The sequence below is a fragment of the Patescibacteria group bacterium genome, from assembly GCA_041671645.1.
Taxonomy (GTDB): Bacteria; Patescibacteriota; UBA1384; order XYA2-FULL-43-10; family 1-14-0-10-43-13; genus JBAZBD01.
In genome coordinates, this window is the sequence record JBAZBD010000001.1 from 454,686 (window position 1) to 468,392 (window position 13,707).

General features: G+C 44.1%; 15 protein-coding genes and 4 tRNA genes. 12 read left to right on the forward strand and 7 right to left on the reverse strand.

What is annotated here, in order from left to right; translation table 11 throughout:
* Positions 1-26 precede the first annotated feature (26 nt).
* The 8 genes from WC227_02360 (at position 27) to WC227_02395 (ending at position 3,219) form a co-directional block, all read left to right on the forward strand.
* Positions 27-728, forward strand: coding sequence for a hypothetical protein (locus WC227_02360; GenBank protein ID MFA6963536.1), 702 nt, complete (start codon positions 27-29; stop codon positions 726-728).
* Positions 703-1,482, forward strand: a complete 780-nt coding sequence (ricT, locus tag WC227_02365; protein MFA6963537.1) for a regulatory iron-sulfur-containing complex subunit RicT — start codon at positions 703-705, stop codon at positions 1,480-1,482. The genes WC227_02360 and ricT overlap by 26 nt, the downstream gene beginning before the upstream one ends.
* Complete coding sequence (locus WC227_02370) at positions 1,476-2,225, forward strand: tetratricopeptide repeat protein (GenBank protein ID MFA6963538.1); 750 nt, start codon at positions 1,476-1,478, stop codon at positions 2,223-2,225. Before ricT ends, WC227_02370 begins: the two co-directional genes overlap by 7 nt.
* 122 nt (positions 2,226-2,347) lie before the next feature.
* Positions 2,348-2,423, forward strand: a tRNA-Thr gene (locus WC227_02375).
* A 216-nt stretch (positions 2,424-2,639) separates the two neighbouring features.
* Positions 2,640-2,724, forward strand: a tRNA-Tyr gene (locus WC227_02380).
* Positions 2,725-2,780: 56 nt separating this feature from the next.
* Positions 2,781-2,855: transfer RNA gene (locus WC227_02385), tRNA-Thr, on the forward strand.
* Between the two features lie 41 nt (positions 2,856-2,896).
* Positions 2,897-3,064, forward strand: a complete 168-nt coding sequence (rpmG, locus tag WC227_02390; protein MFA6963539.1) for a 50S ribosomal protein L33 — start codon at positions 2,897-2,899, stop codon at positions 3,062-3,064.
* Between the two features lie 81 nt (positions 3,065-3,145).
* Positions 3,146-3,219 (forward strand) — tRNA-Trp (locus tag WC227_02395).
* 126 nt (positions 3,220-3,345) lie between these two features.
* On the opposite strand, the gene WC227_02400 is transcribed toward WC227_02395, so the two are convergent.
* From WC227_02400 to WC227_02410, 3 genes are all read right to left on the reverse strand, one after another.
* Positions 3,346-4,278 (reverse strand): hypothetical protein, encoded by a 933-nt coding sequence (locus WC227_02400; protein ID MFA6963540.1) that lies wholly within the window; start codon positions 4,276-4,278, stop codon positions 3,346-3,348.
* 288 nt (positions 4,279-4,566) lie between these two features.
* Complete coding sequence (gene arsM / locus WC227_02405; GenBank protein MFA6963541.1) at positions 4,567-5,313, reverse strand: arsenite methyltransferase; 747 nt, start codon at positions 5,311-5,313, stop codon at positions 4,567-4,569.
* Positions 5,300-5,626 (reverse strand): metalloregulator ArsR/SmtB family transcription factor, encoded by a 327-nt coding sequence (locus WC227_02410; protein MFA6963542.1) that lies wholly within the window; start codon positions 5,624-5,626, stop codon positions 5,300-5,302. The genes arsM and WC227_02410 overlap by 14 nt, the downstream gene beginning before the upstream one ends.
* A gap of 58 nt (positions 5,627-5,684) precedes the next feature.
* On the opposite strand from WC227_02410, the gene WC227_02415 reads away from it, so the two are divergent.
* Complete coding sequence (locus tag WC227_02415; GenBank protein ID MFA6963543.1) at positions 5,685-5,867, forward strand: 4Fe-4S binding protein; 183 nt, start codon at positions 5,685-5,687, stop codon at positions 5,865-5,867.
* Between the two features lie 54 nt (positions 5,868-5,921).
* Here WC227_02415 and WC227_02420 read toward each other — a convergent pair whose 3' ends face one another.
* Positions 5,922-6,827 carry a DUF5667 domain-containing protein gene (locus WC227_02420; protein ID MFA6963544.1) on the reverse strand — a complete coding sequence of 302 codons (906 nt, stop codon included), beginning with the start codon at positions 6,825-6,827 and terminating at the stop codon, positions 5,922-5,924.
* 14 nt (positions 6,828-6,841) lie between these two features.
* Complete coding sequence (locus tag WC227_02425) at positions 6,842-8,134, reverse strand: hypothetical protein (GenBank protein MFA6963545.1); 1,293 nt, start codon at positions 8,132-8,134, stop codon at positions 6,842-6,844.
* A 125-nt stretch (positions 8,135-8,259) separates the two neighbouring features.
* Here WC227_02425 and WC227_02430 point away from each other — a divergent pair, with 125 nt between their 5' ends.
* Positions 8,260-8,697 carry a hypothetical protein gene (locus tag WC227_02430; GenBank protein ID MFA6963546.1) on the forward strand — a complete coding sequence of 146 codons (438 nt, stop codon included), beginning with the start codon at positions 8,260-8,262 and terminating at the stop codon, positions 8,695-8,697.
* 78 nt (positions 8,698-8,775) lie between these two features.
* Here WC227_02430 and WC227_02435 read toward each other — a convergent pair whose 3' ends face one another.
* On the reverse strand, positions 8,776-9,552 hold the full coding sequence (locus tag WC227_02435) for an N-acetylmuramoyl-L-alanine amidase (GenBank protein ID MFA6963547.1): 777 nt from the start codon (positions 9,550-9,552) through the stop codon (positions 8,776-8,778).
* A 127-nt stretch (positions 9,553-9,679) separates the two neighbouring features.
* Here WC227_02435 and WC227_02440 point away from each other — a divergent pair, with 127 nt between their 5' ends.
* Complete coding sequence (locus WC227_02440; GenBank protein MFA6963548.1) at positions 9,680-10,054, forward strand: hypothetical protein; 375 nt, start codon at positions 9,680-9,682, stop codon at positions 10,052-10,054.
* Between the two features lie 77 nt (positions 10,055-10,131).
* Here the strand turns inward: WC227_02440 and WC227_02445 are convergent, their stop codons facing one another.
* On the reverse strand, positions 10,132-12,294 hold the full coding sequence (locus tag WC227_02445; GenBank protein ID MFA6963549.1) for an invasin domain 3-containing protein: 2,163 nt from the start codon (positions 12,292-12,294) through the stop codon (positions 10,132-10,134).
* Positions 12,295-12,442: 148 nt separating this feature from the next.
* Between WC227_02445 and WC227_02450 the strand changes: the two genes are divergently transcribed.
* A complete protein-coding gene (locus tag WC227_02450) occupies positions 12,443-13,645 on the forward strand; it encodes a hypothetical protein (protein MFA6963550.1) in 1,203 nt (400 codons plus the stop codon).
* Positions 13,646-13,707: the final 62 nt, after the last annotated feature.

Below are 13,707 nucleotides of genomic sequence, written 5' to 3' on the forward strand. Positions count from 1 at the left end.
TAGTGTTTTGTGGTAATTTGAATACTATGGACTCGAAAGATTTATTGAATTTACAAAATGATTGGCAGGATGGTAACTTCTATCATGCTTATCTTGTGTTGGGAAACAGGGAAGAATCAGAGAGGCTGGTGAATTTATTATGCGAGAAGTCTGGTACGTCAAGAAAATTTGTGACTGAAATCGGGGATAGCGACGCAGGCATCAAAATCGATCAAATCAGAGAGCTGATCCACTCTGCCAATCTGACGAAAGAAGGGCTTCGAATAATTGTGCTTTGGGATGCGGAAACGATGAATATTTCAGCGTCAAACGCGCTCCTCAAGATTTTGGAAGAACCACCAGCGGGGGTCGTATTCTTGCTACAGTCCAAAAATCAATCCTTGTCTCTGACGATTAAATCTCGTTGCAGGCTCGTCCGTTTGGCGAATACTGAGACAAAAAATCATACTTCATCATACCAGATCAATTTTGCAGATAACCTGCATGTATTGCTAAAACAAATAGAAAAAGTAGTCAAGGGCGAAGAGACTGAGGCGTATCTTCTGGAGTTGGTTTTTTTGGTTAGAAATGATATGATTGAGACTAAGAAATCAAGCTTGGCCGAAGCGCTGACCAGCATTGAGCGCACAAGGCAGAGAATTGGGAAAAACGCCAATCCGAGACTGGCATTAGAAAATTTAATAATAGAAATCAAAGATATATATGAAAGAGATATTTTTCAGGGCTAGGAGCGACAGTAAGGTGTACCAAGTCCCAGCCAACAACCTGGAGCTAAATGACGGCGACCTCATCCTTTTTGAGTCTGAAAAGTGCCAGGAAGTGGCAACAGTGATTAAATCGAGCGAAAAAGGTGAGGGCTTGAGCGTCGAGAGCAAGGGCGAGATTATCAGGCGTTTGAACGAGAAAGATCTGAAAATTGATGCTGATCGCAAGGCCGAAGCCAAGCAAAATATCGAAAAATGTGGTCAAATAGTCCTAAAACACCAGCTCCCAATGGAAGTCCTTGATGCCGATCTATCTTTTGACGGATCAAAACTAACTTTTTACTTTTCAGCTCCAGGACGAGTTGATTTTCGCTCCCTCGTCTCTGAGCTTGCATCAACATTCCAAAAACTGATACGTTTACAGCAGGTTGGTGCAAGGGACCGTGCCAGATGTGTCGGCGGGATTGGCCGATGTGGCCAACAGTACTGTTGCAAGAGATTCATCAAGGGCGAGCTCGAAACAGTCTCTACAGACATGGCATATGATCAAAATTTGGGTCAAATGGGGCCGAATCGAACGACAGGGGCTTGCGGAAAACTAATGTGTTGTCTAAAATTTGAGTTACCTTTTTATCAGGAGATGAAGAAGAAGCTTCCTGCGGTTGGCACCACGATCAAGACCAAGGACGGCAAGGGCATCGTAGTTTCTCAATGCGTGGTGAAAAGTAAGGTGACTGTTCAGCTAGAAAATAAAAATTATCTGGAGGTAGAGTGTTAGAAGTATTGATTATAATTTTCCTGGGGTTAGCTCTTTTTCTCCTATTGCGTCATTATCCTGACGCTAAAGAGGTCAAGTTTTCACTGTCAAAAATTGATTTTTCTAGATTCCAGAAGCTTTTGACCAATCGTAGACCTCACAAGATCGATAGCATTATTGCCGCGCCGATGCAGAGAAACATGACAGCCGTAGAGTCAGAAGATGATAACTTCGCGCCTCAGCCAAAAATTGCCAAAGTTTTCAGCGAGAAGAGCCCTATGCTCTTGTCTCACCTCTACAAAGCCGAGGAAGCATATGAGGCTAATGATTTACGCGAGGCCGAAGTCCAAGCGCTCGAAGCGATCGCTAAAGACAATCGTTGCGCAGAAGCTTATGTCATGATCGGCAAAATCGCTTTCTTTCGTGGAGAATTTGCTGATTCAAGAGAAGCTTATAAAGCGGCTCTGAAATGCAACAAGAATTTGGCCGAAGCCTATTTTGGTACTGGTATGGTAGAAATGCGAGAGGACAACTTCACCAAGGCGATTGATCATATGGAGAAGGCTATCAATCTCGAGAAGGGGAACGCTGAGTGGTATTTCGAACTTGGCAAGAGCTATATCGAGATCAGACAGTACGCCAAAGCAGCAAAGGTTTTGAAGAAGGCGGCTAGCATCGATATCGATAACAAGGACTACAAATCTCTTGCCGCCGAAGCCGAAGAAAAACAGAGAACGCATTCGGTCTACTCACGATTACGCTAGGATTGAACAAACCAGTAGAAAATGGTATATTCTTTGTGTTAATTTTGCCGTTGTACCTGCCTGCCGGTAGGCAGGGCTCAGTTGGTAGAGCAACTTTAATGAATTGATACTATTTGTCGGGTGCCGATGTAGCTCAGTTGGTAGAGCAACTCCATGGTAAGGAGTAGGTCACCGGTTCAATTCCGGTCATCGGCTCCAGACAAATAGTGGCATTAGTAAGCCCCGACGCCCAGGGAAACTGGGATCGGGGTCCCGATCAAAACATCGGGAGAGTAGGTCGCCCCGACAAGTCGGGGTCAACGGCTCCATAAAAATATCAATAATCGAATATCATTGATCAAGTGATTGAATAATTCCTGAAAATAGGTTACAATAACTTGTGATTTGGTACTTGAAACTTGGTATTTTTTTGTTGCTGGGATAGCAAAGTGGTCAACTGCATCTGACTGTAAATCAGACGGCATCGCCTTCGTAGGTTCGAATCCTGCTCCCAGCACCACGCTTAGCGTGGTGAAAGGGACGCCTAGCGTCCCACCTTCATCGCCTGAGCGATTCGCCAGCTTAGCTCAACGGTAGAGCAACTGTTTTGTAAACAGTAGGTTATGGGTTCAAATCCCTTAGCTGGCTCCATTAAAAAATTAATCAGATATTTATTTCCGAAAGAAATCACTATGGCAAAAGAAGCTAGAAAACTAGTCACACTTGAATGCGAGAAATGCAAATCTCGTGGTTACCACACAGACAAGAGATTGAAGGGTCAGGACGTTATCAAACGTATTGAATTGACCAAGTATTGCAAGGTCTGCAAGGTTCGCACATTGCACAAAGAAACAAAATAAGTTTGAGCTGGTAAGCAATAAGCCAGTAAGCGTCTAAGTTTTTACTTAATTCTTACTGCTTAAAAGCTTATTAGCTTCAATAGGGGTATAGTTAAATGGTATAACGAAGGTCTCCAAAACCTTTATTAGGGGTTCGATTCCTCTTACCCCTGCCAAAAAATATCCAGTCTAGTACTGGATATTTTTTGTTTTGTTAAAAGAGAAATCGAGCTAAAGGGGGGTGTGAATTGGGGGTCCATCGTCAGAAAGGACAGGGAACCGATGGCGTTTTGATATAGAAGTTAGAGCCGAGAATCATTGGATTCAATTGTCACAGCAACATAGTCTGACCCTGTTACTCTTTGATCGCCAGCAAACGGACCGTCATCAGGCACAATGTAACACCCACGTTCTTTTTGGGAACTAGATAAATCCCTAGCTTTTACGCAATATGACATAGAGAAAGCAAGCCCATTTATGTTTCCGCTTGAGATTACATTTCTTATCGATGATACTGATTTGGTCTTGTCTTCTGCCAACCATGTACCAATTCTTTTGACTGGTTCGTTTTGTCCAGTCCTTTGACATGGAGCACGTTCGGCCAGATGCTTTTTGACATGACCCCTGCCGATCAGAATAATCATCTTGGCAGGATCGGCCTCTTTTATGATTGAATACATAGTTTCATCTCGTCTATTTTGGTAGTCTGCATCATTTGTCTCTTGGTTCTCAGCATCTATGCAAACAACTTTAATGCCGATTAATTTGGCAGCGATAATTAATTTGATATTATTGTCATCCCAGCTAAATGGCATGATTTTTTTTAATTGTCCAAAAATATTTTCATTTGTAAAATCCAAAGAATCCAACATTTCTTGTCGATGAAAATCTGCTTCAACTGCAAGATGCGTCACCCCTTGGTCTTTCAGCATTCCCAGGCTTTTTATGAGTGATAGCCTCATTTCTTTACACTCACTTAGGTGGCTCTCTCCAATTAGCGTAAAATCATTTTGAGAGGCTATTTGTATTATCGCATCGCTAAAAGGCACAGAATTATTTTCAAAATACTCCAACGTTTCATTTAGCAGCTTTTTTTCTGCAATATTTGCGTCATCTTGCACAGCATCATCAGGCACCCCTAGATTGGAATCCGCCATTCTTGTTTTATCTGGGATGTCTGTCATGCCCATGTCTCCTTTTGTCATTTTGCCACATCCGCTCGAATCTTCATTCATCTTATCTCCCAAAATTAAACTTTATACGATTCAATAAATGCATCAATACTTAATAAATACTACTTGATGGCAAAAACAAAGTCAAAACAGGATTGGAAATTATTTTTTAATTCGGGTTTGGGTTCTCGTTGAAGAGTTTGCACTTAGGCAATAAATGCATTCTTTCGTCGTAGTATTTCGTTCTAACGCTTCAGCCAGCCACTGCCAGATAAACACCTCACATATGTGAGGTGTTTATTTGTTGTAAAGCCAAAGCCTAGATTAAGTCGTTATGCTTCTCCGACATCACTATTTTGTTGCTTCAATCTTCAAGCTCTCCAGAGGTATGCCGCTATATTGGCGTTTGCTGATACCCTTGTCTTCAGATAAAATCTTTACTTTAAAACCTGCAGATTCAACGATTTTAATATAATCATCTCTCAAGAGCGCTCCGCCAACGCAACCACCCAATAATTCTTCGTTGTTTTTGATCTCATCGGAGATATCTTCTAGGAGCACAATATCCGAGACAAACATTTTACCGCCTTCTTTTAGAACACGATGAGACTCAGCAAATACTTTTGATTTATCAGGAGCAAGATTAATGACGCAATTGCTAATAATTATATCAATTGAATTGTCTTCAACAGGGAGATCTTCGATATCTCCGAGTCGAAATTCAACATTTTTATAGCTCAACTTTTGGGCATTTTGCTTGGCTTTTTCAATCATCTCTTCTGAAAAATCTACGCCGATGACTTTGCCTGAATCACCGACCTTTTTCGCAGCCAGAAAACAATCAAATCCTGCGCCAGAGCCCAAGTCCAATACAGTATTTCCTTCTTTGATGTTGGCCAAAGCTGTCGGATTGCCGCAACCAAGTCCCAGGTTGGCATTGGGTGCGGAGCTTATCTCGTCCTCAGAATAACCGATGCTTTTGGCAATTTGATCATTGGTCGAGTCGTCACAGTTGCAACTACAGCCACAAGTCGAACCATTAACGGCGATCTTCCCATAAAAATTTTTTACAATACCTTTAACCTTATCCTTTTCCATGAAATTCTCCTTTACTTAAGATTTTGTTTAGAAGTTCTCTATATTTATTTAATTCTTTCTCATTGATTGAATAATAGACGTTCAGGCCCTCTTTTCTGGAATTTAGCAAATCAAAATCTTTTAACACTTTCAAATGGTGAGATGTAAGATTCTGAGGCAATTCTAAAAATTCCCAAATTTTGCAAACGCACTGCTCATCATATTTTTGAAGAAAGCAAATAATGGCAAGGCGATTGTCTTCTGAGATTATTTTTAAGAATTCAGCTAATAAAGGCGTAGAGCTCTTGTTATTGCGACAGTGATTTTGTATCATATTTTTAGTATATCAACAAACATTGATATAGTCTATATTAATAAAAGAGGATGCAAAAATGCCAATCCGTGTAGATAAGAGCAAATGCCCGCAAAATCACCCCTGTCCAGCTATCAAAGTTTGTCCGGTTGAAGCCTTGAGTCAAAGAGATTTCAACGCACCGGAGGTTGATATGGATAAGTGCCTGGAATGTGGCGCTTGCTCTAATTTTTGTCCAATGGGTGCCTTGCGGGTGGAGTAGCTAGAAATAATATTTTTATTAATATATTTATTAATTAACGGTCTGTAACAATTTTTATCTTCCGTATTGTTGCTGGGCGGCTTGTTCGCGGGCGGCTTGCTCCATGGCCGCGGCTTCCGATCCTCCAGCGGCTTGACCCTGGCTGTCGCCCTGAGTTTGATTGAGAGATTTGGCTTGATCTTGATACTGCTGGATCTGCTCTGGCGTCGGTTCGCTTGACCCAGCAGGGGCTTGACCAGCTTCGGCCGCGGCTTTCATTTCGTCAGCTTTGGCTTGTGCTTGGGCCTTGGCAGCTGCTTCCGCCTGAGCGGCTTGGGATTGACCAGCGGCTTGACCAGTAGCTTGCATTTCCTTGGCCTTAGCTTCTGCCTGGATTTTTGCTTCAGTCTCTACTTTTGCTTTGACTTCAGTTTCTACTTGAGAGCGCATTTTGCCTTCGATAATACTGGTAGAGTCAATTGTGTAATTCTGCAGAAGTTCGGGATTGTCTTCTAGAATTTTCTGTATGTTTTTCGAGCTGTTGGCCTGGGCATTCTTGATCGCCGCCTTGGCCGCTTCGGGCGCCTTGTTGAGGACCTGCTTCAATATCTCCTGTTGTCTGGTGTTGGCTTCAGCGATCCTTTTGTCGACTTCAGCTTTGTTCTTGACCTCGGCCGAAACAATCTCGATTTTCTCAAAATTTTTCTGATAGCTTTCGCTGATGCTCTCTAGCTTTTTCTGATCAATCTTGTCACTATAATTCTCGATCTCGGCAGTTCTACGGTCTGACAATTCGAGCAGATAATCAGTCTTCTTCTCTTTGTTGAAAATTAGCGCTGCCTTGGTACTCTCGCCCCAAGTTTGCAAGAAGTACATACTGGAATCTGGCTTGATAAAGCCTAAATTCTCAGATGCGGCGAGCGCGAAATTGGGCGCGGTAAGCAAGAGCGCCAAGGATAACGTAAATAATATTCGTTTCATATTTCTCCCTGTAGTTATTTGTTAAACCAAGATTTGATAATTTCCTCAGCCGGTTTGTTGCGAAAAGTGCAGGCGACTGAGAGCTTCGGCTTGACTTCAGGATCTAGGCTGTCGTCCCATGGATAGTTGGCGACGTCGATTCTCTCAATATTGCTCAGCCCGGCCAGGGAAGCGAAGAAAGCTTCGAACGCGCCATTTTGATATTGGTAGTCTGCACTTACATTTATAACACCTTCGCTTCGAGAGTCAAGGACTTCGAGCGCGCCTTTGTTTAACGAATTTGTATAGCTCGACGGGGCAAAGAAAATTGTGAGTTTAACTTTTTTCTCTCCTGCCTTGGAATTTAGATCTTGCAAGTAGCGATAAATACCAGTTTTCGCGTCTAGGCCGCGGTATTTTTCTGGGAGATCGTAGACTCTAATTTCGATAACATCGGCATTTGTGAAAAAATCATACTTTGTCCAATCTTCCTTGCCGTTGATGTTTTCCATAAATCCATAACGATTGACCTCTGCATAAATCTGGCCCCTGAAAACCTCTCGCACATTCCTGATTAATTCATTCTGCAGGGAATTAGCCAGCGCTTCATGGCCGGCAAAAATCGGCTCCATCCAGGTGGGGGAGATGCTCATTGTGTCGATCCCAGCGGACTGATAAAGACTACCGCGCTCGATAAGTCTGGTTTGCCATTTGGCAAAATAATCCTTGATCCACTCTTCGCTGTGGCTAGTATTGAATTTTTCATAGTCGGAGACGACGCCAGTTTGAATATCGCCAGAGAGGCCAGCCTTGATATATTTCCGCATGTCGACAAATGAAATATTGTGTTTGATGCCGATCTTGAGCCCGCGAGAGTGAGCCCCGTCTGCGAGTTTCTTCAAATCCTTGGTGCTGATTTCTTCATCACGGAAATCGTTCCAAAATGTGTCCCCGACAATTTCGTAATCCGTTGTGGTGAAGTCACTTCCTTTGCCAAACTTCGCTAGATGAAAATCATTTACATAGACTTCCTTGGCGCCCAACTCTGCGACTCGATCGAAGGAGGAGCTAATATTTTTCTGCGTAGTTTCAAACATGCCCATATTGTAATTTCGGCCCCAGGTATCGCTCATGCTGACAGCTTTTGTTTGGCTTAATTTGACGGCGTTTGTCGAAACAGAGTAACTATTGCGAGCTGGCGAAGCGCTGCACCATGGGGGAGTTGGCCAAGGGCCCTTGGGCGGGCAGGTGTCTGTGGCGAACATCAGAGCGGAAATTATTATCATTGCGCCGATCGCAATCGATACGATTTTGAGTACTTTTTTCATTTTGCCTTGCTCTTTAGCTATTATTTATTTGATTATATCTCCTATCTGCAAAATTCTTCAAGAAATTGTTGATTGGGGAAACTATTAGCTGATATAATCAGGCAAACAATAATCAAGGAGAAGAGATGACGATCAACGGCGAACCGACGGGGGACGCACAAATGGATGCGACGGATTTGATAGACGATGTGTCGGCAGGAGAGGAAACGCCAGCGGCGCCAGGAACGGTTCAGTATCTCGCAAAAGGCATTGGCGGTGGAATTGATCCGCGCGGATTGACGGCTGCAGAAGAAGCAAATAACTTAGCAGAAAATAACCTCAATAATTTGCTTGGGGAAATTGATGGATTGGTTGACGGCTGTAAGGACAAAGACATTGCGACAGAAATTTACCGCTTAGCCGAAAGACTCGAAATCGCTCCAGGCGATGAAGTGAGGGCATATATCGGGAGAGAGAAAGACGCAATCGATACGCTCTTGTCGGCGTCGTTATTTGCCAACAACGATGGCGATGAGAACGCCGAAGCACTCAAGGCTGCGCTTGAGGGATTGCTCAAACTATAATTGTAAACAATTAATTATTCTTGCGTACTAAAAATACTCGCCCAAGGACGAGTATTTTTTATAGATGATATTTCAAATTTAATCGCCTAGGTCGGCTCGGTCGATGATGAGGGAGTCGGCACTTGTCGAGTCTGTAATGGCGTCGGGATTTGTAAAATAATTGATGATGCCGTCGCTGATCGCTTTGGCCTCGCTGATAAGTCTGGAATTATCTTTGGCCAGGGATTTTGATTCGGTCGTATTGGTGATGAAGAAGGCTTCGGCCATCACGGCTGGCATCTCGGCGACCCAGAGCTCGCTGTTGTTGAATTTCGAAATACCCTGATCCTTGATTTGCAGAGTAGAAGCGATAGAGCTTTGGACGCTACTGGCGAGCTTCTTGTCTATCTCTTTGTAATATAGTGTGGTGGCGTAGTCGACCGAACGGTCGGTTTTGTACGAGTTGTGGTGGATGGCGACCAGAATGTCGGCCTTGACTGAATTACAATACGCGGCCCGATCTCTTTTGTAGATAAATTCGTCGTCGGTGCGGGTGAAATAGACTTTGTAGCCTGCGGCAACCAAGTTTGTCGCCACTTCCTGCGCTACTATCAGATTGATCTTGCTCTCGATAATCGAATTGTAACTGGCGCCGATGTCATTGCCGCCATGGCCTGGGTCGAGGCAGACTGACTCAGTCTTGGTTGGGACGGCTTCGATCAATTCCTTGACCGTTGATTTGTGCTCTTCTTTTGGTTCGGACAGTTTTGACCTCGTATATTTGCTCCAAATTGTTGGTACCACAAATCCGGCTAGAAGTAGCAAGACAACGGCTAGCAGGATTCGATTTTTTCGTCTTTTTTCGCTTTGGTCCATAGCAATTTCTCTCTTAGTAATTGATCTTACCGAAATAGCTTACATAAGTAAAATGAGAAATAGCTTAAGCTTTTTCTCAGCTTTTGGGGTTTAAATTAGAATAGGGAATATTAATTTTGGAGGAGATATGTCAAATAAAAAGTATTCATACAATGCATTAATTACGATTTTGCTGATTACCATCACTATCACTTTGGCCAACGCCGCTCCTGTTAATGCGGGCGAAAGTGGTGGCGGCAGGATCATTCTGACAGAAATGACGAGATCTGCAGAAAATTATTCCAAGGCAACGAAGAAACAGTACAAGGATGATCTCAAGTCGGCCAATGCTGGTTATCGCTCCTCTGTCAGGGCGGCAAACTCAACTTATAATTCAATTTTGAAATCGACTACGGACAAAAATGTTCGCAAGCAAGCCAAAGCGGCTCGCGAAAAGGCGATTGATGACGCGCAAAGTAAATTTGATCAGGCCAAGAAAGATGCACTGGCGAAGACTATATAAACATAGGATTGAATTAAGCAAAAATACCACCTTCTCCCCCTGGGGTGGTATTTTTTCTTATAGATGAGTCGTAGAGGTTATTCTTCTTCTTGTTTCAGCGACTTGGCCAACAAACTTAGCATTTTTCTAATTTTTATTTTGAGAATGGGGAAGCGCCTGAGCAAGAGAAATATAATCGTAGTTGCGAGTATCAGACTTGCTGAGACGATGGAAATTATTAAATTCCAGTTGGGTCGGCTCGGTGCGCTTGAGGTCTCTAGTATGACATCCACCGGTGCGGGTGCAACTTGGGGCGCTTCAACAACAACCGGGACAGCGGTGAAGGTTACCTTGATTGCGCCAAGCTCTAGGCCTCCAATTTTGATTTTGACAGTTTTCTCTTCAGCCGTGGTCGAATTGAATGTTGCTTTGTAATTATCACCGTCAGCAGTGATCGCGCCGAAAACATTGTTTGATCCTGTCGATTCGATCGCTAGTTTATCGCTCTTCACGACTTGATTTAGAGAATTTTTGAGGGAAATCGTGAAGGTGATATTGTCCTTGCCGTCAGCAACGGCGCTTGTCTTGTCTGGCTCAATCCTCGAATTTTCTTTGGTTGCCGGCCTGGTCGTTGTAGAGCTAGTTGTCGTGGGGCTTGATTGATCGGTCGTACTTGCTGGCTCAGCGGCAGCTGTGACAGACCCAGAAGAGGATGGAGTATACGATGAACATTCTCCGACGGAAGTAATCTGGGGAGACTCTGTAAAATTAAGATTTTGGCCGCAGACAGATGTCTCTCTACTGCCACTGACTTTCCAATAGGCCAATCGAGATCCGAATTTGTAAGCATACAAATCAGCTGAGCCATTTATCGCGACTAATTCGTCCAGGTAGAGGTTCCCGCTAGAAGTATTGCCTTGGCTGTCGTAAACTACGCTCTCGAATCTGATCGGATAATCGATCGAGCCATTGCCGCCCCATGAGGTTTTGGCAACGTCTAGCCCGAAATCAAATTTTAGAAAGTTCCATGAGCTTGTTACTTTGCCCATGTCAAATTGAAAAGTTTCATTGTCGGCATCTTTGACCCGTAATTTCAAAATACTTCCGCTGGTGGTTCCCTTTGCCCAGATGCCCAATCCGACTGGGCTTCCATCAAGCGCGGTTTCCTTTTCGGCAACAGTGTAGCCTTCGCCAGAGTAGAAATTATAGCTGTATTTCATAGCACCAGAGTACAAGCCATCTGCGCCTGACAGAGACAGGGAGGCGTTGCTGGATTGGTCGATCTTCCAGCCGTTGACGCCATCAAAATTATCAATATTTTTTTTGTCTAATATGTATATTTTCTCTGCTTGGCCAGCGTCAGAAAGAGGTCTCACGACACTATTGTATCTGTCGTAAACTGTCTTGTGACTTAGGTCTGCATTGACCATACCCCATTCGTCGCCGTCACGAAAACGGTACATTATGACTTTCTCAACTTCAGCAACTGACATGGCCATAATGTATGCGCGAGCGATATAGTTGGCCTGGTTCTCCGCTCCCGCAGTGCCAGTTTTGATACCAAACTCCGTGATCCAAATCTTTTTGCCACCGCCTTTGGCCCTGATTACATTTGCTGCAATATTAATAGAATTGGTGAAGTCGCCGATATTGAATTCGACTATTTCGGGTGCGGAATTACGATAAGGATGAAGGCCTAGAGCATCAAATTTGTCCCAAGCACCGGCATTGTATATTCCATTCCAAAAACTTGTTGCTTCGAGACGGGCGGTCAGGCCGGCCACTATCACCTTGGCGGAAGTGACGGCTTTGATCTTGTCGTAAGCTCGAGACAAATACGGTGCGTAGTCGTTGGCAGATACGAAATTGTCTGCTTCGTTGAATATTTCGTAGGCGCTTGCTTTGCCGTTGTAACGATTGGCGACAGTCTCGACGAAATTTCCCCAATCATCGACCGAAGGGAGCTCAGTGCCAGCAGTCAGGAGAATCAAGTTTTCAATCCCCCTGTCGCTGGCTAGGTTGATGCCAGTATCGTAAGGCGTCCAGTCGGGACTTGCGCTGTAGGCAATTTCAGTCCTAGTAACATTTGCGCCTACACTATTCAAAGAGTCTGCAATCGAACTTTTGATACTGTCTGGCTCACTACTAATATAAGCACCGACGCCAAAGGCACCGGCAAAGGCAGTCACGGGGGAGAGCGAGACCGCGAGGAGATTTAGTACGATTATAACTTTTGTGGCGACACCAACGTTGTTCCTCATATCCTCATTATATCAAATACGTGCAAGTAATTTTCCGTTTCAATGATTGTTTATAGAAATCAATCGTAATTGGGGATAAGTGTTCGTTGTTTGTTCGGTTTTGTATTATCATAGTGGTATGAGTATTTCCTCCAGCCCAAAAGATTATATGGTACTGTTTCTCGACATGAATTCGTTTTTTGCTTCGGTCGAGCAACAGGTCCAGCCGACTTTGCGGGGGCGACCGATCGGTGTTTCGCCTTATACAGGCGAATCTGGCTGTATTATCGCCGCTTCGTACGAAGCAAAGCAGAGGGGCGTCCGGATTTGCCGCAATGGGGAAGCCAAAAAACTTTGCCCGGAGATCAAGATTGTGGAGGCGCGGCCGGCACTATATATGCTTTATCACAAAGAAATCAGGCGCGTGATAGAAAAGTTCACACCCTTCTACGACGTCTTGAGTATTGACGAATTTGCGATCTACCTGACCCCGTTGGATCAAAACAGAGAGAAGGCGATTGCGATGGCGATCGGGTTGAAGAAGGCGATACAGGAGGAAGTAGGGGATTATCTGCGCTGTTCGGTCGGAATAAGCTCATCTATCTTTTTGGCCAAAATGGCAGGGGAGAGACAGAAGCCAGACGGGCTGACGACTCTCGAATTAAAAAATTTGAGGCAGTTTTATGCCGGATTAAGGTTGACTGATCTGACTGGTATAAACTGGCGTTTAGAAATACAACTCAAAAATTTCGGTATCAATTCCCCACTAGACCTTTTCGATAAGCCGGTCGGAGAATTGGCTCGAATGCTCAATCACTGGGGAAAACTCTGGTATTTTCGTCTTCGCGGTCACGAAGTTGATGATTATGCTGTAAAGAATAAAACTATTGGTCATTCCTGTGTTCTGGCACCAGAATTTCGGTCGAAACTAGGGGCGATGAACGTAATTCGCAAGTTGGTTTCCAAGGCGGGATTTCGTTTGCGTCGTCAGGGCTATCAGGCGGCTGGAGTTTCGGTCACAATTAATTTCATGGACAGGAGCACTTTTCATATTAGCCACAAATGCGATTATTTTTCTGACAATTGGAGTTTTTTGGATCAAATCTACAGATTATTGGGCAAATGTCCCTGGCAGAGCCGGCCGATCTTGGTTGCCATTTCCTCTTTCAATCTACGGCGTGGTGAAAAGTTCGATCAGCTCTCCTTTCTTCGAGACATCGAGAAAGCAAAGAAGCTATCCGACACGATTGACGGCTTGTCTGAGCGCTACGGAGCTGATAGCATCTGCCAGGCTTCCTCCTTTGGCGCAGGGGAGAGCGCACCAGACCGAATCCCCTTTGGTCGGCCCCGTTATGATATTAGAAATTATTGATGTTTTCCCACAGTTGCACTAAAATTTGGGGTAGTTTATAATGTAAATAAGGCACTTTTTGT

Coding starts and splice junctions, on each gene's coding strand:
- rpmG (MFA6963539.1), top strand. CDS start 2,897: ATGGCAAAAGAAGCTAGAAAACTAGTCACACTTGAATGCGAGAAATGC.
- WC227_02400 (MFA6963540.1), bottom strand. CDS start 4,278: ATGAATGAAGATTCGAGCGGATGTGGCAAAATGACAAAAGGAGACATG.
- WC227_02430 (MFA6963546.1), top strand. CDS start 8,260: ATGACGATCAACGGCGAACCGACGGGGGACGCACAAATGGATGCGACG.
- WC227_02445 (MFA6963549.1), bottom strand. CDS start 12,294: ATGAGGAACAACGTTGGTGTCGCCACAAAAGTTATAATCGTACTAAAT.
- WC227_02410 (MFA6963542.1), bottom strand. CDS start 5,626: ATGATACAAAATCACTGTCGCAATAACAAGAGCTCTACGCCTTTATTA.
- WC227_02435 (MFA6963547.1), bottom strand. CDS start 9,552: ATGGACCAAAGCGAAAAAAGACGAAAAAATCGAATCCTGCTAGCCGTT.
- WC227_02440 (MFA6963548.1), top strand. CDS start 9,680: ATGTCAAATAAAAAGTATTCATACAATGCATTAATTACGATTTTGCTG.
- arsM (MFA6963541.1), bottom strand. CDS start 5,313: ATGGAAAAGGATAAGGTTAAAGGTATTGTAAAAAATTTTTATGGGAAG.
- WC227_02425 (MFA6963545.1), bottom strand. CDS start 8,134: ATGAAAAAAGTACTCAAAATCGTATCGATTGCGATCGGCGCAATGATA.
- WC227_02450 (MFA6963550.1), top strand. CDS start 12,443: ATGGTACTGTTTCTCGACATGAATTCGTTTTTTGCTTCGGTCGAGCAA.
- WC227_02360 (MFA6963536.1), top strand. CDS start 27: ATGGACTCGAAAGATTTATTGAATTTACAAAATGATTGGCAGGATGGT.
- ricT (MFA6963537.1), top strand. CDS start 703: ATGAAAGAGATATTTTTCAGGGCTAGGAGCGACAGTAAGGTGTACCAA.
- WC227_02420 (MFA6963544.1), bottom strand. CDS start 6,827: ATGAAACGAATATTATTTACGTTATCCTTGGCGCTCTTGCTTACCGCG.
- WC227_02415 (MFA6963543.1), top strand. CDS start 5,685: ATGCCAATCCGTGTAGATAAGAGCAAATGCCCGCAAAATCACCCCTGT.